Origin of the sequence: Vibrio sp. JC009 (assembly GCF_029016485.1) — a bacterium.
GTDB lineage: Bacteria > Pseudomonadota > Gammaproteobacteria > Enterobacterales > Vibrionaceae > Vibrio.
The window spans coordinates 1,959,398-1,980,711 of sequence record NZ_CP092106.1; the positions used below are offsets into that span (position 1 = coordinate 1,959,398).

Below are 21,314 nucleotides of genomic sequence, written 5' to 3' on the forward strand. Positions count from 1 at the left end.
ATAATTTTGCAATCAACTACTCAATAGATCTCCTGACAGACAAACTTATTCACGTACTGATTCGTAAAATGAATGTTTATCACTAAAAACATAATCCTGTTTATTCTGCTTCGACTTATACATCGCCTCATCAGCCAGGGACAATAGCTCTGCCGCTGAACAGTCTCCAAGACGCTCCAGACGCACGACTCCAACACTCGCTCCCACAGAAAGTATCTCATTCTGATAATAGACCGGAGCCAGAACCGTTTTTCTGATTTTCTTGATTTCAATTTCCAGTGCCTGTTGATTCAGGTAACCTTCAAAAAGAAAAACCAGCTCATCACCTCCAATCCGGAATACATCACCATCATCCTTAAACAGGAGACGAATGCGCTCACCTATCGTCATCAGAATATAGTCACCGGCAGCGTGTCCATATCTGTCATTAACCACCTTAAAACCATCTAAATCAAGCATTGCAACCGCAAAGTTATCCAGGCTGGATTTCGCTTTTGATAAACGCGCATTTAACACTCTGTCAAAGCTCCACCGGTTAGGAAGCCCTGTCAGTTTATCCTTATGTGCGATGATATTTAACTTTTGGTTAGCCCTTACCAACTCTTTGGTACGATCTTTAATCCGGCTTTCCATATTTTCAGACAAAGAACTTAACTCAGCATTTGAACGCACTAACATGCCCTGACTGTGAGACAATCTTTGCACCAAACCTTCGATTGCTTCGGCAACCACCCCGATTTCATCTCTGCGGTCAGGCAAAGTTCCCATATTACCGCTGTTCTTACTCTGCTTAATTCCCTCAATGCGGGTAACCAGTGCGTTTATTGGCTTACCGAGACTGACAGAGAGGTAATGCAAAACAATTCCGATACCAAGAACAATCACTACGCTGGAATAGATAAAAATATTCTGCATAAATTGGTATGTACTGGTCTCCACCAGGCTCTCATCAACCAAAACCAGAACTGAGCTACCTTTTGCCGTAGCTCCTTTCAAAGGCACCTGAATGGAAAACTCGCTGGAGGGCTTCCCGGTATCCCATGCCATACTTTTCCCGGCCTGAAAGAGCGGATTGTTATCTGAATCCAGCAATGCCGCATAAATAATCTCTTCGAAACCGGAAATGGCTTTCTGGCAAAGCTTATCGTATCCGGCAAATTCTTCCGGATACAATCCCAACTGCAAAAGCTCTTCTGTTTTCAATGCCAGTTGATAGGCGGCGCTTTTACCACTCTGAATATACTGAGTCCGATAGCTTTTACTTACTTCTGAAGAGACAACAAACATCACTATCAGCAGTATCTGAAACAGACTAACAGTAAAGACAAAAGCGATTTTATTGCGCATTGTACTTATCATTAATTGTCCCAGGCGTAATCTTTCTTAACCATATTATTTAGCAGCAACTCTACATCAGGCATAATACCAAGCGCCTTCGCCCGTCGCAGGCTAATCATAGGCTGCCCTTTGTCACTCGGGCGCATACCAATATCAGCCGGAGACACTCCTTCTTTAAGAATCTGATGACCCATCTGTCCGGCCAGATAACCCTGTTCGTATCCGGAAACCGTAACCGCACATAAAGTTCCCCTCTCCACTCTGGTTTCCCAATATGAGAAATCCGGTAGCTGGCTGTTTTCTGCAGTCCATTTCAGAATTTCTTCATAATCAACATCATTGCCCTGCTCATCTTTGATATTGAATATCCCCAGTAACGCGATGGCATCCACCTTACCCTGAAGGTTCAGAATCTGTTCTTTGTAATCGCTCAGTGTCCGGGCCAGTATCCAGTCAGTAATCTCCATATCGTCGATATGCTTTACACCCGCTCTCATTCGGGTCACAACGCCCTTCCAGGTTGGCCCCGTATCAATAACCACGGCAATTTTCCTGATATCTTTTTTCAGAGAGCGAAGCAGATTAACTGACGGAATAAAGTGCTCTTGTTCCATCACACCAGTAACATTTTTAGCGCCCAGAAATCCATATTCAGAAGGATCCCGGTTTACACCACTAAACACAATCGGCAAAGAAGTGTTGGCGTAATCCTGCGCCAGATATTTTTGTGCATTATCATCGTTGGTATAAAGAAGATCCGGCTTCCAGGCAGAGATCAGCTTCTTCGCTTCAGCCACCTTTGCCTCAATAGCCTCAGGAGAGCTGTCTCTTTTGGTATCAAGCTCCACCACCTTATACTCCACATCAAGGTCACCAAGCCCATCTTTAAATCCGGTAAACTGATCAACATTCCATGCCCAGGAACTGTGATAGCTCATCACATGGAGTACTCTGAACGGACGCTTTTCATCTCCGGCATTAGCGAAATTAAGACAAGTACTAACAAGTACGCAAACATATAGCAGACAGCGAAAAAACAAGGCTAAGGCCCTCCAATTATTGATATTATTATATGCAATCAACCGCAACTTATTTGTCCCTATCATTCCAATACTGACTCAAAAATGGAAGTAAAATACTCAGGCTTACAACAAGTTAATATATTAAACCTATCTTATATTTCTTTTCTTAACCTTGCGAAAAACGATAAATCCAAAATACGTGATCACCATCAACAAATTTAATAATACAAAAAGCCGAAGGTGATATGAACACCCTCGGCTTTTATTATCAGAAACTAAGAACTGCTTTAACGTTCAGCTAATAAAATGAGTCTACCTCGCCTGCTTTTTCAGCTCGAAATCAAATTCTTCCGGATAGAGGACAACCCCTTCCTCATTAGCGTTAGGAAAAACAACCACCGACAGCTCGTCATCTTCCAGACCATAAGTCCAGCGGCTATGCCATTTATTCAGAGAAATAGACTCAGGTTTACACTCTTCCCATTCCCCGGTCGCCCACTCCTCGGCAAACTCTTTATTTGGCCATACTGGAACACAGTCTTCATCTTCCGTATTCAGCATGACACAACCATGCTCATCGGTCAGAATCCAGACTTCACGGTTCGCAACAATCTCCTTAATACAGTATTTAAAACGCTGCTCTTCATTAAACTTATTGATCTCGTCAATACGGGATTGTTCTAGTTTTTCAGCCATAGCTTTATCCGCCTTTATTCCAGCTTGTCAGTTTCTACCCGGTGGTTACTGTAGAAGTAAATAGGGTTGTTTCGGAGTAAAACCTATTTTTCAGGGAAGAAAAATTGGAGCCTACAAGGACGTACTCGCGGCGATTTTACGGAGAAATAACCCTATTTGCTTCGGTCCCCCCGAAACTCACATCGTTCACTATTTATCATTAATAAAAAAAGGCGAAGGAGTAAGCACCTTCGCCTTTAAATTACACCAAAAAAGCGATTAAGCCAGCTCTCCCTGAAGCCAAGGCCAACCCTGCTTCTTACGGCTTAGTGTATTTTCCATCATCAGCATGCCATCTTTCTCATGCTTAACCAGCTTCTGCGCCCACTCACCTTTGTAAAGCAGGCGAGTTGTTGCTGTAGTGATATCCGTCAGCATTACAGAAGCAAACGCAAGACCGTCTTCGTCACAACGACGCTGAAGATCTGCTTCAAGCGCTTCAATCATACCGTCAACCTGCTCAAGAGTCGCAAGCTCAACCTGACCAACCACTACCTGACGCTCGTTAAACGGGTATTCTTTCAGATCTTTCTCTACAAGCTGTGCAGCAGAAAGACCTTCAATATCAGTCTTAGCAATCAGAAGGTTCTTAGTGAACTCTTCAACATCGCTCACCTGCGCAAACTTAGCCAGCTCAGCAACGGCATCCTTGTCCTTCTGAGTACAAGTCGGAGACGCGAAACCAACAGTGTCAGAAAGAATTGCAGACATCATCATAACTGCAAGAGGACGAGTAATCTCTGCTTCTTCCATCTTGAACAGATTAAACAGAATTGTACAAGTACAGCCAACAGGCCAGATCCAAGCTTCCAGCGGGTTTACTGTCATCACATCACCAAGACGGTGGTGGTCAATAATACCCAGAATCTCAGCTTCGTTGATATCATCCGGAGCCTGAGCTACGTCAGAATAATCCACCAGCCAGATTTTCTCGCCAGCAACGCCTGTGCACATTTCAGGCGCTTCAACACCAGCTTGTTCCAGAATGTACTGAGTTTCACGGTTAAGCTCACCCTGGCGAACCGCTTTCGCTTCCAGACCACGAGCCTTCAATAACTCAGCCGCTACCAGCGCACCACAAATACTATCGCTATCCGGGTTCTTATGACCAACTACTTGAATCATGTTTCTTCCTATACAAGTGTAATTATTGGGGTTTAATCAGGACGTTAACTCAGCCGTTACAAGGCTTGCGCCCCTCTTTTTCAGTTGCTGAATACTTTACAGGAAAAATCAGATTTGTCATTGCCAATAATAAGAATTCTTTCAGGCAACTTATTGCTCACACAAACAAAAACTTACCCAATACAAGCAAGTTTTCGCCCTAAGCATTGACATACCGGCCAGCACTTTAGGTTAACCATTTGATTTATATAGCACCTCCTTGTTGGTATTACCTTTGCTCTTTAGAGAGTCAATTTGCAAACAATAGATCCCTACTCTATTAGGAGACATAAATGGCTAAGCTTCACTTTAAGCTCCTGGTTAATGGGCTGGATCCTGACTGCTTTTTAGTACGCAGCTACGAAGGGCACGAATCTCTGTCTGACAGCAATAACTGGAATACTCCCTGTTATGGTTTCAGTTACAAAATTGAGTTAGCCAGCCGCCACCCCAAAATAGATATCGCATCCGTTGTTGACCAATCAGCTGAACTGGTTATGCTCAGCGATGGTCAAACTACTAAAACAATAAACGGCATTGTCCGCTCTTTCAGAGCCAGAGATACCGGCCACCACCATACCTTTTACTCCCTGACTCTGGTTCCGGCACTGGAACGCTTATCTCTGCGTCATAACAGCCGCATATTTCAGCTTAAAACCGTTCCGGAAATTCTGTCTATATTACTTAGGGAAATGAACATTACAGACTACAGGTTTGATCTGAGACGGGAGTATAGTAGCCGGGAGTACTGTGTTCAGTACCGTGAAACGGATCTGGAGTTTCTCCATCGAATAGCCGCAGAAGAAGGCCTGATTTACCGTTTTACTTTTCAGAAAGGTAAACACTCTCTGCTGTTTAGCGACGACAAATCTGCACTACCTAAGCTTGATTTTCCTGTTCTCTACAACCCAATTTCTGGCGGTACGGCTGACTCACCTTATATTTTTTCTCTTAGCGAACGTACTCAAAGTCAGCCAAGCCATACCAGATTAAATGACCATAGCTTTAAAAAGCCCCGCTATAATTTTTCTCACTCAGCCATTGCTGACAACTTGAAATATCAACGCTCAGACTACGAATATTTTGATTTTCCCGGGCGATACAAGGATGACCACAACGGAAAAGTATTTAGCCGGATACGCCTTGAATATCTCAGACGTGAAGCCCGGACAGCAGCAGGAACAAGTAACCATCCGGCATTAAGAGCCGGGGTAAGATTTGAACTACACAACGAATTAGATTCAAAAAAACGTCGCACCTGGACAGTCGTATCGGTAACTCATCGTGGTACTCAACCTCAAGCGTTAGAAGAAGAAGGCGGAAGCGAGTCAACGACTTACCATAATGAATTACTGCTTATTCCTGCTCAGAACCAGTGGCGGGCAACACCTAAACCAAAGCCTCTGGTAGATGGTCCAATGATAGCGACTGTGGTTGGGCCTGAAGGAGAAGAGATTTATTGTGATAAATACGGCAGAGTGAAAATACATTTCCCATGGGACAGATACTCAGAGCATAACGACCATAGCACATGCTGGGTAAGAGTTTCCCAAAGCTGGGCCGGGAGCCAATACGGCGAAATGGTGCTTCCGAGGGTCGGACACGAAGTCATTGTTTCCTTTTTAAATGGCGACCCGGACCAGCCTATTATCACAGGGCGAACATTTCATGCGACTAATCCCCCTCCCTATAAACTTCCTGACCATAAAACGAAAACCGTTCTAAGAAGCAAAACCCATCAGGGAGAAGGCTTTAATGAGCTGAGTTTTGAAGACCAATCAGATCAAGAGCAAATCTACCTGCGGGCACAAAGGGATTACCAGGCGGAGATTAAAAACGATCTCATCTGCCACATTGGTCAGAATAGTCACAAGGTAATTAAGAACGACAGCTTTATTCTGACCAAAAATAACCAACACACCACAGTACAAGGAGAAAGCAGGTACAAAGTTAACAAAGACCAGACCCTTATTGTCGGGGGTAACCTCGAACAAAAAACAACATCACTTTGCGCTTTAGAAGCCGGTACAGAAGTGCACCTGAAAAGTGGCACAAAAATCGTTTTAGAGTCCGGCTCAGAACTAACGTTGAAAGTAGGAAGCTGTTTTGTAAAAGTTGATCCGGCCGGAATCCATATAAGCGGCCCTGCTATTAATCTTAACTCAGGTGGTTGTGCAGGCTCCGGAGCTGGTTTTTCAGAAAAAATAGCTAGCTTACCTTTTGGTTTAATACAGACAGAACCTCCTGCAGAAATCGAAAACTTCAGTGCCTCTCCCCAACTTGTCTGTGCGGAAGGGTTGGTAAGGTTATCCGCAATAGATGCAGCTATTGCAAAGATGTGCCAGAAACAAGCTGACGGAAGCTGTCCGCGATCCGATTGCCCTTGCCAGAAGGAGGGATCGCATGCAGGACGTTGATTATCTTTTCTCTGACAATGAATTCAGACACTGGCTGGTTACTGATACTCTTCGTGTACCGGATATCACTCAGACCGCTTATAAATACGAACCTTTCCCTGAGTTATTTAAGCTGTTTTCAAACAGTCCTTTCTCTCATCTGGAAACACTCAGCCCGGTTGTATTCAATTTTACAGGCACGAGAGAAATGCTGGAAAAATGGCAATCGGACAAAGGAATAAGAAGCAGCAGTGTACTCTTTTCTTTTAAAAGGTGTGTTTCTCCAAAGCATGTATTAAGTCATCTTCACGCACTTCTGACGGTTCTTATTAACGGTAACCCGGTATTTTTCAGGTTTTACAGCAGTGCATTCTGGGAAGAACATAATAACAACCTGCTCCCGCAGGATATTGAATGTCTGCTTGGCCCCTGTGACTTACTAAGTTGGGTTGAGAGCAATCGTGAAATCCGTTCGATCTCTACAACAAAAAGTAGCCAGGAAAGGCTTTCCTTAAGCATGCCCTACAGTCTCCTCTCCCCCTGTCTGGTCAAACAAATAAGGTAGTTACCAGTATGGCAAATTCATACACAATCAAAACAGGTGATTGCCTGAGTCTAATTGCAGAAAAGTTCGACCTTGATATCCAACTTCTTCAGCAGCTAAACAGCGATCAAATTAAAGATATCGACCTGATATATGCCGGCGACACCCTCAACTTACCGGGCGAATTCGACAATCCGTTTTCGGTGGAGCAAGGTAAAAGGATTCCTCTGCCTGCCACCCCTGAAAAACTAAAGTGCGCTGCAGACCTGTGTTCTTCAGCCCATCCTGAATATGTTGATATTCTTTATGTTCCGGCACACCCAAAGACCGGAGAAAAAGCCTGGTATGCCCTGACTAAAGAGGCACAAATGGTGATACTGGATGAACAACAACTGTTGGAAAGCAGTGTTACTGTGAATCAGCAGGAAACATTCAACAATCTTAATAAACTTGGAATCCTGTCTAAATTCGAAGTCAAAGCTCACGAACACTTTTTGTCCGAGCAGCAGGACAGAGAAAGGCTGCGATATCTGATTTGGTGCCTGAAAACCATACGTACAGGCGCAGCCAAGAATTATTCAGGAGGTGAATTCAAGTTTATTCAGGCTGTCGCTCAGCAGGAAGAGTTAAATTATCAAAGACTTCTTAGTGGCAGGCTTGCAACGGAGCACATGAGAGGACAAGCCGACTACTTCGATTTTTCATTCACCTATACAAACTCAGGTTCTATAGAAGAAATAGTCCGGGAAGAAGAACTTAGGGACAAAGCCCGGCATAAAGTCAAAGCCTTTGTAGTTAAACATATTGAAACAGAGATCCGAAGCCTGGAAAACAAGGCTATAAGGTCTGCCGGAGACATCGATACCAATGATGGAACCAGATTTGTTTTTGATCAGGAGCAAAGGTTTTTCACCAGTGAAAAGCAACGAAACATCGCCTATTACCTTAAGTATATAACTCTGGAGCGTCCCTGGCAGGAATCAGAAATAGCCCGGCAACCACATAAGAAAGCACTTAAACAGTTTACCCATTTCTGGAACGAACAAGTACCACAGGAGGCAGAGTCATATTATCAGGCACCTGGTAACCCGGAAATAAAACCCAACTTACGACGCTCAATATCAAATGCTTCCGGGTTTACAGGGAACCTGCTTAAGCTGAACACTCTTGGCTACGTCCTGAAAGAGCAATGCCTGACACCTGATCAGCTAACGGGAACAAAAGTGGAGCATCTGGGTCCTAAAATCCTAACCTCGGAAAATAAGTACCCCAAGTATCTAAGATGGAGAGAAGACACTTCGTTATGCATTGATATAGAAGATGAACGTCAGCTAGTTCATGACTTATTACAGGAATTATGCATAAACCTGAATTCCACGCTAAGTGACTCAGAACAGATAGAGCGCATGATAAATTCAACCGAATGTAGCGCCTCTCAATGGGCTTACTACCCTACTCTTGCACTAATCGCTTTTATCGACAGAACCCTAAGCCGCTGGTTAAGCGAAATGAAGTCTGTTATCGGAAAAAATGTCTCCATTCCGAATCTGTTTCACAATTTGCTCTGGGTAAAAAAAGTCGCTCTGGCCCGTATCAATCAGTTAAAGAACATTGCGATACAAAATGCGAATGATGGCCAACTGACCAAAAACTTTCTTAAACAAGAGGCCATACCGGCTTCATTCCATCTTATCTGGGATGAGACCATGCACAAACCAACAGAAAAAAGAGCCGGAGCATTTATCAACAGAGCGGGAGCTTCAGATATTCAGGCCGTTGAATGCAGCCTGATATCAGAAGGAAAGGTTAGCTGGGTGCGGGGGCCGTGCTGGTATATGCCCGGTCCAAAAGATAGAGACATAACCGGAGGACATGTAAAAGATGTCACTCTGGAAGTAACTCTTGCCGCTTCAGATGTCAGTGAAGGTTCCTCTCTGGAAGAGGCACTAAAGAGCCTGACAAAACCTGCGTCGAACCCTATAAACCTGAGTAAAGAAATAGCCGGTTTTGATTCACAGGCATTTTGGAGTGACAGCTATCACTGGCAGAATGGAATGGGGCCAGATGGCCAGTCTGCCTACAGTGCCAACGCCCAGGCTCAGTTTTTCCGGCTGACAAACCGGGCTACCGGCTCACTTAACCTTCCGTATCGTCAGATTAAAAGCCTGTCTCCTAAACTTGATTTGTCTTCTGAGGCATCCATCGGCGCATCACTATCTCTGCTCAGCGCCCAACTTAGTTTCAGTTGCTGGTTTCCCGCTATTGGAAACAGTACAAAACGTCCAGCCGAAGGTTATCAATTTAATATTCCTTACGTCACCAGAAAGCCCGATGAAAAGAAATCTCAGGAGAACCACTACGATGCGGGCCAGTTTTTTGTAAAGCTGGATGTCACTGTATACGGGCTGGCTGCAGCCAGTTGCCAGCTATCCGGAAATATTGCCTTCGGACCCGCAGAAAATAACAACAGCATTGGAGTCAAAGGCTGTGCCTACACCAGCGAAGATTTTAATCAGGCCTCTGCCATAGACGCATATTTTCGCGATACAAGTCTGAAGCTGCCAAAATCAACCGCCTTACAGACCACGGCAAAAGTGGATGCCTTTGCCGGAGTAGAAGCCGGAGGCCGGTTGAACTCTGAAGTTTACTGGAAGCCGCCGGTAGCGCCAGTGCTAAATACAAGCTCACCTCTGCTAAAACTTGGACAGTTGAAATCCCACCTTGCCGTCAGTGCCGGGGTTGGTTTTACCGGAGAGCTCCGTCTCTGCTTTCAGGACGGAATGATATATCTAATCGCCTCTGCAAAAGCGATTTGTGGTCCCGGCGCATCGGGTTCACTTGCCATAGGTTTTGACCCATTGAATGTGGATCGATTTCTGGAGTGTGCATTAGGCGTATTGAAAGAATCTGGCTTTCGCTATGTCAGCTTCTTTGGTGAGTTGGATGAAAACGGGCGAAACAGGAGCTTTGAAGAACTGAATATGTGCATGACTATTGCTATGGCTCTGGGGATTACCGTTACTGATGTACTACTACTGCCTGCTGTAGCGTACGGTGAATATAAAACTGAAGCGTTGCAGGAGGAGTATGCTCCGGTAATTGCAAAACATATTCTTCGCAACCAGGAAGATCAAAAAACTCAACAATGGGCAAGAAACCTTCCTCCCGAAACATTGGCTAAGTTGTTTTTATGTCTGACTAATGTAGTTGAAGCGCCATGGTTTCGAGAGGATATTAAAGACAAAGTAATACGCCTTAATAATGAGGTAACAAAAGCACTGGCATTAACGACGGTAATGCAGTGGATAACTCCGATTTCGGGAGATGGGAAAGACACCGAACACCGGTGCAGCCAGTTTGAAAAAGCACTGGCTCTGATGGGGGGAAATCAGGAAAGCTGTAAAAGCTATATCATTAAGTGGCAACGGTTTGCTGAAAGTTGGGAGCATATGGCCGCCTTTATCTTGAACTTGGCAATAATAAGTGACAACCAAGCTTATACTGACAGAAAAAACAAAGTTGTTGAAGAATTTAATAAATCATCAAGAATTCTTTGCCAAAGAGTTAGAGCTTATAAATTTATTAATTATGAAAACGGAGAAGAGTTCATTGCTTATAAAACAAGCAACCCAACAGACAGCTCAAATATAGTAGAGCATAGGAACAATATCAAAACACTTATAGACACCAAGAGTAAAAATAACGATAGCTTTGTAGAAATTGAATGGGAAATAAAATGAAATATTTAATGATTATTTTAAAGTCTGTTTTTATACTTCTCTTACTATTCATATTTTTCTATGTTGGGCACTATATCTATGTGGGATATCCCAGCGAATTTATGTTACGCGTTTCGAAGGGCCCACAACTCTTAACTAGACTAAATGCACTCGCGGAACAAGGTGTCCCTGTAAATCCTGATCCTTATGCGTCCAGCACATACAAACCAGGTGATCCTCTATTTGAGCCAGTATTAGCTATTCAGCAAGGACGAAGCTACGATGCCAGAAAACCATTAGAAAAGTTGGTCAACGAAGGCAATGTTGATGCCATGTACTGGCTTGCAGAGATAACTTACGCCTTAAGTGTTAATACCAGCCGTACTGGTGCAGAGCTCTTTGTTCAGGCGGCTGAACTTGGTAACCCCTATGCAGCATTAAGACTAGATGAAGATAACTATGAATGTCAGTTAATGATGGGGCTATATTGTGACAAAAAATGGGGTGAACTTGGCAGAAAGATCTTAAAAGAACGTGCAGACAATGGCGATATGAAAGCCGCTTTTGCTCTTATACCTCACTTTTGGTACGCGACTGAGGAAGATCATAAAAAACTTGAGCATATAGCAATTGAAGCAATAAAACAAAATTACTATGCACCACTAGTAAAATTAATAGATTCATACCATGGGTTGAATGAAGAAGATTTACTTTTTTATAATCTTGCACCGAATTATGAATCACAAAAATATCTACTTAGAAAAATGATATTAATTGCAGTCAACAATAACTATCTTCCTTCATTAAATACTATTCGTTTTGATCCAAAATTTGAAACCACTTTAAAACATAAAATTACCCAACGTTATTTACCCATAATTGGCAACTCCTTAACCGGAACAATGGCTATTAAAGAAATTTTTCTTAAAGATTCTGACTATGATAGAAAAAACGTAATTGAGGGAGCTGCATGGTCTATTGTCGCTGACCATTATGAAAATAACAGTAAGTTTAATCCACCCGGAAACCTGAGAATTTATCGATATGTATTAACAAGCGAGATAAACAAACCAGATCTAACAGAGTCAGAGATTGAGGAGGCGAAATTATTAGCAGAGGAGTATTTGAAAATATCTAAACCAACTATTTATATCGATGAAATTGAGCCTCGTCGAGGCGGATTTTGATGCTCACAAGAAGTAGATAGGGTTGTTCCGGAGTAAAAACTGTTTTCTATGGAAGGAAAATCAGAGCCTACAGGGAGGTACTCGCGACAGTTTTACGCAGGAATGAGCCTATATCTGCCTCGACCCACAGAGGCTAAATTAAGGAGCCTGTCCTCATAAGCCTTTGGTTTAGACCCATTGAATGTGGACCGATTTCTGGAGTGTGCATTAGGCGTATTGAAAGAATCTGGCTTTCGCTATGTCAGCTTCTTTGGTGAATTGGATGAAAACGGCCGAAACAGAAGCTTTGAAGAACTGAATATGTGCATGACGATTGCTATGGCTCTGGGGATTACCGTAACTGATGTACTGCTACTGCCTGCTGTAGCGTACGGTGAATATAAAACAGAGGCGTTGCAGGAGGAGTATGCTCCCATGATTGCCGAACATATCTTGGAAAACAAACAAGATAAGCAGAGGAAATGGGTAAGAAAGCTTCCCCCAGAGACACTGGCGAAACTGTTCTTATGTCTGACTAATATAGTTGAAGCGCCATGGTTTCGAGAGGATATCATAGATAAAGAAAAACGTTTGGGTAATGAGATAATTAAGGCCGAAGCATTAGTAACAATAATGAAATGGATAACACCGATTTCTGGAAATAGGAAAGACACCGAACACAGGTGTAGCCAGTTTGAAAAAGCACTGATTCTTATGGGTGGAAATCAGGAAACCTGTAAGAGTTATTATGTGAAATGGCAACGTTTCACTGAAAGTTGGGAGCATATAACCAGTTTTATCTTGAACTTGGCAATAATAGATGACAACCCAAATTATAACCGAAAAAGAAACAAAGTCTTCCGCAACTTTAACGATACTTCGAAGACTCTTTGCCAAAGAATTAAAGGCTATAAGTTTATCAATTATAAAAATAAAAAGGAGTACATTGCTTATCAGGTAACTAACCCTACGGATAACTTAAATATAATCGAATATAGAAACAACGTAAAAAAACTCATAGAAACCAAGAGCACAAACAACAATAACTTTGTAGAAATTAAATGGGAAATACAATGAAATATTTAACTGTAATTTCAAAATGCATGTTAGTTATTATTGTTCTAGCAGCTCTATCGCTTTTTGGATATAACCTCTACTTAAAATATCCCAGCGGTTTTGAGTTACGAACTTCTAAGGGACCTCAATTATTGACTAAACTAAATGCACTCGCTGAAAAAGGTGTCCTTATAAATCCTGATCCTTATGCATCCAGCACATACAAACCCGGAGATCCCCTGTTTGAACCTGTATTAGCTATCCAACAAGGGAGAAGCTACGATGCCAGAAAGCCACTAGAAAAGTTGGTCAGTGAAGGCGATACTGATGCAATGTACTGGCTGGCAGAGATAACTTACGCCTTAAGTGTTAATAGCAGTCGCACAGGTGCAGAGCTTTTTATTAAGGCCGCTGAGCTTGGTAACCCATATGCAGCCTTAAGGCTGGATGAAGATAACTATGAATGCCAGTTAATGATGGGGCTGTACTGCGATAAGAAATGGGGAGAACTTGGCCGAAAAATCCTAAAAGAACGTGCTGATGAGGGTGATATAAAAGCAGCTTTTGCTCTTATTCCTCACAGATGGGAGGCAACAGAAGAGGAGCATAAAAAGCTTGAAAATATTGCATTTGAAGCAATAAAGCAGAATTACTATGTACCATTAGTTAAATTAATAGATTCATACCATGGGTTGAATGAAGAAGATTTACTATTTTACAAACTTGACCCGAATTTTGAATCACAAAAAGAACTACTCAGAAAAATGATACTAATTGCTGTCAACAATAATTATCTTCCTTCACTAAATACAGTCCGCTTAGACCCAAAACTTGACACTGGTGTCAAAAACAAAATAACAAAAAGGTATTTACCTATACTCGGTAATTCTTTAGCTGGAACATCAGCTATTATTGAACTATTTCTCACAGAGTCTGACTATGATAGAAAAAACGTAATTGAGGGAGCAGCATGGTCTATTGTCGCTGACCATTATGAAAATAACAGTAAGTTTAATCCACCCGGAAACCTGAGAATTTATCGATATGTATTAACAAACGAGATAAACAGACCAGATCTAACAGAGTCAGAGGTTGAGGAGGCGAAATTATTAGCAGGGGAGTATTTGAAAATATCTAAACCAACTATTTATATCGATGAGATTGAACCTCGCCGAGGCGGATTTTGATACTCACAAGAATGCCCCTGTCTGCTTCGACTCACAAAGACTAAATTAAGGTACCTGTCCTCATAAGCCAAACAGAAGCTGGTAGGGTTGTTCCGGAGTAAAACCTATTTTTCAGGGAAGAAAAATTGGAGCCTACATGGACGTACTCGCGGCGATTTTACGCAGGAATGACCCTACTTGCTTCGACCCACAAAGGCTAAATTATGGTGCCTGTCCTCATAAGCCAAACAGAAGCTGGTAGGGTTGTTCCGGAGTAAAACCTATTTTTCAGGGAAGAAAAATTGGAGCCTACATGGACGTACTCGCGGCGGTTTTACGCAGGAATGACCCTACCTGCTTCGCCCCTCAAGGCTAAATTAAGGTGCCTGTCCCCATAAGCCGAACAGAAGCTGGTAGGGTTGTTCCGGAGTAAAACCTATTTTTCAGGGAAGAAAAATTGGAGCCTACATGGACGTACTCGCGGCGGTTTTACGCAGGAATGCCCCTACCTGCTTCGCCCCTCAAAGGCTAAATTAAGGTGCCTGTCCCCATAAGCCAAACAGAAGCTGGTAGGGTTGTTCCAATTAAGGCGCCTGTCCTCATAAAGAAAAAAGTAACAGGCATAAAAAAACCGGCCATTTTCAGGCCGGTTTCGATTTCAGTGTTTCAGGCGATTAGCCTTCCACGATCATAGGACCACCGAATGCCGTAACAGGCGGTACCTTGCCAGTGAACTTCTCAATACTAACAAGACAAGTGTTAGCAGAAGTTGCCTGAGCCAGCTCAGAAGATGGGATATCCTGAGTCAGTGTGTTTGGATCGCCGTAAGTATCCAGAGCACCTTCTTTCTCGTTCAGAGGACCGTACCATGCACCCTCTTCGATACGTACAACGCCAGGAGCGTATGAATCAGTAACCACTGCACCAGCAAGAAGCTGACCACGGTCATTGAATACACGTACGATATCGCCGTCTTTGATACCTTTCGCTTTAGCATCAGTCGGGTTGATGTATACAGGCTCACGACCTTGTACAGCGTAAGTTGCACGGAACTCTTCAGATTCACACATCTGAGAGTGCAGACGCTTGTCAGGGTGGCAGGACTGAAGCCATAGTGGGTGCTTGTCAGAACCTGGGCCGCCGTGTGAACGCTCAGATTTTTCAAACCACATTGGGTGTTCCTGGCAGTGCTCGTAACCGTACTTACCAATCTTACGGCTAGAGATTTCAATAAAGCCAGAAGGTGTACCCAGTGCATCTGTTTCAGGATCTTCACGGAATGCTGCGTGGCGAACCCAAGGCTTACCTTTACCAGCGTCGAAGTAACCTTTTTCCCAGAACTCTTCGAACGAAGGCATATCAAACTTACCTTTGTTCTTCTTAGCACATTCTGCGTACAGGTGCTTAACCCAGCCCATCTCGTCCATACCACGAGTGTACTCTTTATCACGACCGAAACGCTTAGTCAGGTCAGTCATGATGTCAAAGTCAGAACGTGATTCAAACAGAGGATCCACCAGCTTGTGCATTGCGATCATGCCACGCTTCGAGTAAGAACCGTAACCGTCGATGTCGTTACGCTCCCACTGAGTACATGCAGGAAGAACGATATCAGAGAAACGACAGCTCGCCGTCCATGCAAAATCGATAGTCACAACAGTCTGAAGATTCTTAAACGCCTTCTTCATCTTGTTGCGATCCTGATGGTGGTGCCATGGGTTACAACCAGAGATAACCATCATCTTGTAACCAGGCAGGTTAACCTTGTTACCGTTGTAGTTAATCTCTTTGCCAGGCTCAAGCAGACAGTCAACCCAACGAGCAACAGGGATTACCTTGCTGTGACCGTTAAAGTCACCGTTGTCCCACTTAGGCTTAGTACCCTGATCAGGGTTACGAGGGAACGAACCCGGGCTTGCAAAACCAGTTGAAGGAACACCAACTGAGCTGTAGTGGTGAGCGTAAGAAACACCACCGCCCGGCAGACCTACCTGACCGATCATTGCTGCAAGTACAGCACCCATCCAGTATGGCTGCTCACCGTGCTCCTGACGCTGGATACACCAGCCGAACAGTAGCTGAGTACGGCCGTTAACAAGCATACGTGCAAATTCACGGATCTTGTCAGCACTGATGCCACAGATTTCTGCAGCCCACTCAGGCGTCTTCTCAATCTTATCTTTAGTTTCACCGTTAACGTAAGCGATGAACTCTTCAAAACCAAGACAGTAAGTGTCTACGAAATCTGCATCGTAGATCTCTTCTTTGTATAGCGTGTGCGCAACCGCAAGCATCATCGCAACGTCAGTTTGCGGGTTGATGTACATGTGGTCGTTTTTCAGGAAGCGCTGAGTCTTGTTCTTAACAGGGTCAACAGAAACAACGTTGATTTCACCCTTAGCAACCTTCTCTTTCAGCTGGTCAAGATACTCATAAGACTCGTGAGTTTCAGTTGCCCAACCAACCTGAAGGTTTTTAACCGGGTCGTTTGCCCAAAGCACAATGTTCTTACTGTTGCTCAGGATTTCAGACCATGAAGTACCCTGTGCGTAAACTTCGGTAGAACCAAGAACGTAAGGCAGGATATGCTGACCAGCACCTGTTGAGTAGTCACCTACTTTCTTGATGAAGTTACCGTGCATCGCAACAGCACGCTGCATGTGGTTACCGGCAGAGTGAACCTGACCAGTCTGACGCCAGCCAGTCTGACCTGCGTGCAGAGCCCATGGACCGTACTCTTTCTGAACACGTTCTAGTTCGTTGTAGAACAGATCAAGTGCTTCGTCCCAGCTTACGCGAACAAAACGGTTGTTACCGCGAGTGTCCGCAGCGTACTTGTGCTTTTTCTTCCAGTCCAGACGAACCATCGGATAACGAACACGAGACGGGCTGTAAAGAATGCCCTTGATACCGTTAAGCATGTCTGTAGGGTATTTATCCAGCTCAAGCGGTTTGATCTCGTTTACTTTACCGTTCACTACCTGAGCGCGGAATGCACCCCAGTGTGAACCAGAGGTTTTCCAAGCACCTTTTGCATCAGCTGCGTTAGCAGAGGCAGATACAAGCAAACTTGGACCAATTACAGTCGCAGCTGAAGTAGCTGCGGCGCCTTTAATAAAGCTTCTGCGTGTAATTGTCATTGTTTTACTCCTTTAAGCTTAATGGCTATTTTCAGCAAAATCTGAAGAATGTTTTTGTAAGTACTTCAATATCAATGCTTCTGTATCTGCATCGAAGTTTACAAATGCCAGCATGCCATCGAACATACCCGGCCATGTATTCGCGTCAAAGTGAGCTTCTTCCGGCTCTGTATGACACGTAGAACAATTCGTTTTATAAGCCTGCTCAGCCTGCTCCCAGATAGGGTCAATACCGTTGATCAGGCCTTCTTTCTTCACCCATACCTTAGCGGTCACTCGCTGCCATGGCAGGCCAGTCAAATCATCAACCTTCTTCTCAAATTTCTTGATGATCTGCTTGTTCTTCGCCGCCTTCTTAGTCAGAGAAGCAACACCGATATTCAGACCAAACTCTTCCTGAATCACACGGGCAAAACCACGGGCCTTACGCCAGCCGCTCAGTTCAATCTGAACTGCGTCACCTTCTTCAGCCAAAACTTTCATGCCTGAAGCTGGTTTCAGAGTACCTGCTTCAATCGTCATTGCTGCGTCTTCAAATAGTGGAAGGTGGCGGATTGATACCACTTCTTTGCCGGTGGTGAACTCTGCCTTTTTAGACAGCGCTTCCAGCGTACCCATCATATCGCCTGCACTGTTGTAGTCTTCCGGTAGTTTGTGCGCGATACCTTTGTGACAGTCAACACAGCTCTGATCTTTCTCTGCCGCAGGTTTCATCTGCTGAACAGCAGCTTGAGACATTGTGTCCCAGTTCATTGAGTCATAGTTGTGGCAGTTCTTACACTCAAGCGAGCCGTTTGCAGAGAAGCGGTCCCACTCATGCTGAGCCAGTTCGCCACGGCGCTCTTCAAACTTTCCAGGTTCGTCATAGCCGCCAAATACCATGGCGAATACTTCTTTCGAAGCCTGCATCTTACGAGCCATTTTGTCCGTCCAGTTGTGCGGTACGTGACAGTCAGGACAAGTTGCACGAACACCTGAGCTGTTAGACCAGTGAATCGTCTCCTGAAGCTCTTTATAAACGTTATCTTCCATAACGTGACAGCTGATACAGAACTCTTCTGTATTGGTTGCCTCAAGAGCAGTATTAAAGCCACCCCAGAAGATAATGCCGGCGATAAAACCACCCAGTGTAAGCACACCAAGGCTGATATGCGCAGCCGGACGGTTCATGGTTTTCCAGATATTTTTGATAGTGGAGGTCATTTCTGTTTCTCTAAAAACTGTTTACAAAAAGGATTAAATTAACCGTGGGTACCCGGAGGTCCCATAAACAGAACCTGCATCATCCAGACGATGAATCCATATCCACCAACAAGCGCCACACTCAGTACCGGAAACAGCAGCACTGTAATGATGAGAAACGATTTCCATTCTAACGAGCGTGTTCCTTCACTATCAGCTGCGTTAACATTTTTCATACATACTTACCTTGATTCGATATTATCGGCCCAGAAACTGATCCCCGAACCTAATCTACATTTCTATTACTGGATGAAATTTTAGACCACAGAAAGTGTGTGGTTCAATGTAAAAAGCGCCTTAACGTGCCACTAGATAAGGAATCTTTGATATCAAACGGAGATGTGTTTTATTAAGTTTTTATATGAAGAAATGTGTCATTTTATTAATATTCTGTAATATTAATAAAATGATCGATATGTTAGTTATGTGTTATCCATAAACGTATTTCACAAGATAAAATGCTCTTCAACCCGGCTCGATTTGGTGAAAAAAAGTACATATCACCATCAAGAGTGTTAACTGTATGTTGTGCTTATTATGACGTTTTCCTTCGGCTATAATGGAGCCTGAATCAATTTGGACGATAACCATCAATGCAATCAGCAATCGATATTTCCTGGCTAAACCTTGGACTGTTTTCCCTGACACTCCTTATCCCATTTGCGATTAACTCCTACTATCGCTTAGAAATGACAAAGGAGTTCGCTGTCAGCCTTTCTCGCATGGCTGTTCAGTTATCTCTGGTAGGACTCTACCTGGAAGTTGTTTTTTCACTCAACAATGCCGCCCTGAATATATTCTGGATAGCGGTGATGACCATGGTAGGCAGCAGCGCCATCATAGGAAAAACCAATCTTCCCAAAAAAGCGCTTTTTGTCCCTGTGACCGCAGGACTATTCGTTGGACTGGCTCCCCTGCTTCTGATTCTGTTTTCTGCCGTCATTAAACCCAGCCCGGTATACAACGCACAATATCTGATCCCCGTTGCAGGCATGCTGCTTGGCAACAGCCTTAGCGGTAACATTGTCGCGCTGCAAAACCTGTTCAGTGCCTTTAACGAACGACGCAGCGAATACGAAGCTGCGCTTTCTCTTGGTGCCAGCCCTCAATACGCCTGCACAAGCTTTGTCAGAGACGCAATCAAAAAGTCACTGGCCCCAATTATGGCTTCTATGGCAACCACAGGCATTGTTACTCTGCCGGGAATGATGACAGGTCAGATCCTTGGCGGAGCATCGCCTATGGTTGCCATCAAGTATCAGATGGTCATTCTGATCGCCATCTTTGTCATGATGAGCATTTCTGTGGCGGTATCTCTGCAACTGTCGCTAAAACGTGCAATAACAAAGGAAGGCAAAATAGTCGTCAACTTTCTGGAAAAATAGCTTGCAACCGCTGAGTAGCCCAGTTTTAGAAGGGTTTCACACATTTATCCACAGTTATTGTGGAAAACTTTTTATCAGAGACAAAGAAACAACATCTTTTTTTCACCAATCTGCAATAGTCGGCATGCTAAGTTCCCCATGGTTCAGGGACAGAGCCCTGTTATCAGGTTCCTTAACTAAGTACGGTGGATAAAGAGATGATAACCACAAACGGATATGAAGTGCCGGCGAAAACACGTCATATAGTAGCCAAAGCTGGCGAAGAAAATCGTGACTGGCTGATTGAGCAACCGACAGAGCTGTGTGATAAAGAAAGCCCCGGTTTTCAGGCCGGGGCTTTTGCAACACTTGGTATAGAGCGCTTATTCGCGCAGATAGATAAGCCAGTAACCCATACCAACAAATATCCCGCCCCCCATTATATTACCTAGCGTAACCGGGATAAGGTTGTTAACAACGAATGTCGTCATCGTCAGATCAGCGAAATCTGCCGGGTTGGCCCCTGTCATTTGCCAGAACTCCGGAGAGGCAAAGGTCTTGATTCCAATCGCCATAGGCACCTGATACATATTCGCAATACAGTGCTCAAAACCGGCAGAAACAAACATAGCAACCGGCAGAATCGTCACCATGATTTTGTCATTCAGACTGCGGCCACTAAATGTCATCCATACCGCAATACAAACCAGAATGTTACACATGGCACCAAGGGCAACAGCCTGGAAAAAACTGTGGTGCAGTTTGTGCTGAGCAATTTTCATGGTGTTAATGCCCACTTCACCGTGGTCAAACATGTACTGCTTTGCCGTCAGCATAATCCCGACAAGTAACAGAGCGCCAACCAGGTTACCCAGATAAACCACCACCCAGTTCAGAACCAGACTTTTTGAATTAATCTTTCGTGAAGCATGCGCAACCAAAGTCAGAACCGAACTGGTAAAGAGCTCACCACCTGTGATAATAACCAGAATCAAGCCAAGGCTAAATCCAAGACCACCAACCAGACGAATAAGCCCCCAGGGCAGATCCTCAGCTCCAGTAGTGATGGTGGTATAAAAAACAAAAGCAATACCGATATGAATACCGGCAGTAATTGCCAACAAGAAGGACTTCATCGGGTCCTTGGTTGCTTTGCCTACGCCAACTTCTGCTGCGCGTTCGGCCATTTGAGGGGGTAATAAAGAATCAAACTGGTTCATAGCATCGAAAACACATATTGTAATATTAAAATTGCGCGCATA

At 44.0% G+C, this 21,314-nt stretch carries 15 protein-coding genes; 7 read left to right on the plus strand and 8 right to left on the minus strand.

What is annotated here, in order from left to right; translation table 11 throughout:
- Nucleotides 1–45: 45 nt before the first annotated feature.
- From L3Q72_RS08750 to L3Q72_RS08765, 4 genes are all read right to left on the minus strand, one after another.
- Entirely contained in the window at nt 46–1,359 is a 1,314-nt protein-coding gene (locus L3Q72_RS08750) for a GGDEF domain-containing protein (protein WP_275129565.1), read from the minus strand.
- Nucleotides 1,359–2,276: an ABC transporter substrate binding protein gene (locus L3Q72_RS08755; protein WP_275129566.1), complete on the minus strand. Its 918-nt coding sequence runs from the start codon at nt 2,274–2,276 to the stop codon at nt 1,359–1,361. The genes L3Q72_RS08750 and L3Q72_RS08755 overlap by 1 nt, the downstream gene beginning before the upstream one ends.
- Before the next feature lie 396 nt (nt 2,277–2,672).
- Entirely contained in the window at nt 2,673–3,056 is a 384-nt protein-coding gene (locus tag L3Q72_RS08760) for a DUF2750 domain-containing protein (RefSeq protein WP_275129567.1), read from the minus strand.
- Between the two features lie 258 nt (nt 3,057–3,314).
- Nucleotides 3,315–4,220 (minus strand): manganese-dependent inorganic pyrophosphatase, encoded by a 906-nt coding sequence (locus L3Q72_RS08765; RefSeq protein WP_275129568.1) that lies wholly within the window; start codon nt 4,218–4,220, stop codon nt 3,315–3,317.
- Between the two features lie 332 nt (nt 4,221–4,552).
- Between L3Q72_RS08765 and tssI the strand changes: the two genes are divergently transcribed.
- The 6 genes from tssI (at nt 4,553) to L3Q72_RS08795 (ending at nt 14,327) form a co-directional block, all read left to right on the plus strand.
- Complete coding sequence (gene tssI / locus L3Q72_RS08770) at nt 4,553–6,676, plus strand: type VI secretion system tip protein TssI/VgrG (protein ID WP_275129569.1); 2,124 nt, start codon at nt 4,553–4,555, stop codon at nt 6,674–6,676.
- Nucleotides 6,663–7,220, plus strand: a complete 558-nt coding sequence (locus L3Q72_RS08775) for a DUF4123 domain-containing protein (protein WP_275129570.1) — start codon at nt 6,663–6,665, stop codon at nt 7,218–7,220. Before tssI ends, L3Q72_RS08775 begins: the two co-directional genes overlap by 14 nt.
- 8 nt (nt 7,221–7,228) lie before the next feature.
- Nucleotides 7,229–10,939: a LysM domain-containing protein gene (locus L3Q72_RS08780; protein ID WP_275129571.1), complete on the plus strand. Its 3,711-nt coding sequence runs from the start codon at nt 7,229–7,231 to the stop codon at nt 10,937–10,939.
- Nucleotides 10,936–12,105 (plus strand): hypothetical protein, encoded by a 1,170-nt coding sequence (locus L3Q72_RS08785; RefSeq protein ID WP_275129572.1) that lies wholly within the window; start codon nt 10,936–10,938, stop codon nt 12,103–12,105. The genes L3Q72_RS08780 and L3Q72_RS08785 overlap by 4 nt, the downstream gene beginning before the upstream one ends.
- 183 nt (nt 12,106–12,288) lie before the next feature.
- Nucleotides 12,289–13,161, plus strand: coding sequence for a hypothetical protein (locus tag L3Q72_RS08790; protein WP_275129573.1), 873 nt, complete (start codon nt 12,289–12,291; stop codon nt 13,159–13,161).
- Nucleotides 13,158–14,327 carry a hypothetical protein gene (locus L3Q72_RS08795; protein WP_275129574.1) on the plus strand — a complete coding sequence of 390 codons (1,170 nt, stop codon included), beginning with the start codon at nt 13,158–13,160 and terminating at the stop codon, nt 14,325–14,327. The genes L3Q72_RS08790 and L3Q72_RS08795 overlap by 4 nt, the downstream gene beginning before the upstream one ends.
- A 653-nt stretch (nt 14,328–14,980) precedes the next feature.
- On the opposite strand, the gene torA is transcribed toward L3Q72_RS08795, so the two are convergent.
- From torA to torE, 3 genes are read right to left on the minus strand one after another with little or no spacing between them, the layout of a single operon-like run.
- The gene (gene torA, locus L3Q72_RS08800; protein WP_275129575.1) at nt 14,981–17,446 is read right to left on the minus strand and encodes a trimethylamine-N-oxide reductase TorA; all 2,466 of its coding nucleotides are present in this window, start codon (nt 17,444–17,446) and stop codon (nt 14,981–14,983) included.
- Between the two features lie 18 nt (nt 17,447–17,464).
- On the minus strand, nt 17,465–18,649 hold the full coding sequence (gene torC / locus L3Q72_RS08805) for a pentaheme c-type cytochrome TorC (RefSeq protein WP_275129576.1): 1,185 nt from the start codon (nt 18,647–18,649) through the stop codon (nt 17,465–17,467).
- Nucleotides 18,650–18,687: 38 nt separating this feature from the next.
- Nucleotides 18,688–18,864: a trimethylamine N-oxide reductase system protein TorE gene (gene torE, locus L3Q72_RS08810; protein WP_275129577.1), complete on the minus strand. Its 177-nt coding sequence runs from the start codon at nt 18,862–18,864 to the stop codon at nt 18,688–18,690.
- A gap of 417 nt (nt 18,865–19,281) precedes the next feature.
- On the opposite strand from torE, the gene L3Q72_RS08815 reads away from it, so the two are divergent.
- The gene (locus L3Q72_RS08815; RefSeq protein WP_275129578.1) at nt 19,282–20,073 is read left to right on the plus strand and encodes an ABC transporter permease; all 792 of its coding nucleotides are present in this window, start codon (nt 19,282–19,284) and stop codon (nt 20,071–20,073) included.
- Nucleotides 20,074–20,435: 362 nt separating this feature from the next.
- Here the strand turns inward: L3Q72_RS08815 and focA are convergent, their stop codons facing one another.
- Entirely contained in the window at nt 20,436–21,272 is an 837-nt protein-coding gene (gene focA, locus L3Q72_RS08820) for a formate transporter FocA (protein ID WP_275129579.1), read from the minus strand.
- Between the last annotated feature and the right edge of the window lie 42 nt (nt 21,273–21,314).

Coding starts and splice junctions, on each gene's coding strand:
- L3Q72_RS08750 (WP_275129565.1), bottom strand. CDS start 1,359: ATGATAAGTACAATGCGCAATAAAATCGCTTTTGTCTTTACTGTTAGT.
- L3Q72_RS08755 (WP_275129566.1), bottom strand. CDS start 2,276: ATGAGCTATCACAGTTCCTGGGCATGGAATGTTGATCAGTTTACCGGA.
- L3Q72_RS08760 (WP_275129567.1), bottom strand. CDS start 3,056: ATGGCTGAAAAACTAGAACAATCCCGTATTGACGAGATCAATAAGTTT.
- L3Q72_RS08765 (WP_275129568.1), bottom strand. CDS start 4,220: ATGATTCAAGTAGTTGGTCATAAGAACCCGGATAGCGATAGTATTTGT.
- tssI (WP_275129569.1), top strand. CDS start 4,553: ATGGCTAAGCTTCACTTTAAGCTCCTGGTTAATGGGCTGGATCCTGAC.
- L3Q72_RS08775 (WP_275129570.1), top strand. CDS start 6,663: ATGCAGGACGTTGATTATCTTTTCTCTGACAATGAATTCAGACACTGG.
- L3Q72_RS08780 (WP_275129571.1), top strand. CDS start 7,229: ATGGCAAATTCATACACAATCAAAACAGGTGATTGCCTGAGTCTAATT.
- L3Q72_RS08785 (WP_275129572.1), top strand. CDS start 10,936: ATGAAATATTTAATGATTATTTTAAAGTCTGTTTTTATACTTCTCTTA.
- L3Q72_RS08795 (WP_275129574.1), top strand. CDS start 13,158: ATGAAATATTTAACTGTAATTTCAAAATGCATGTTAGTTATTATTGTT.
- torA (WP_275129575.1), bottom strand. CDS start 17,446: ATGACAATTACACGCAGAAGCTTTATTAAAGGCGCCGCAGCTACTTCA.
- torC (WP_275129576.1), bottom strand. CDS start 18,649: ATGACCTCCACTATCAAAAATATCTGGAAAACCATGAACCGTCCGGCT.
- torE (WP_275129577.1), bottom strand. CDS start 18,864: ATGAAAAATGTTAACGCAGCTGATAGTGAAGGAACACGCTCGTTAGAA.
- L3Q72_RS08815 (WP_275129578.1), top strand. CDS start 19,282: ATGCAATCAGCAATCGATATTTCCTGGCTAAACCTTGGACTGTTTTCC.
- focA (WP_275129579.1), bottom strand. CDS start 21,272: ATGAACCAGTTTGATTCTTTATTACCCCCTCAAATGGCCGAACGCGCA.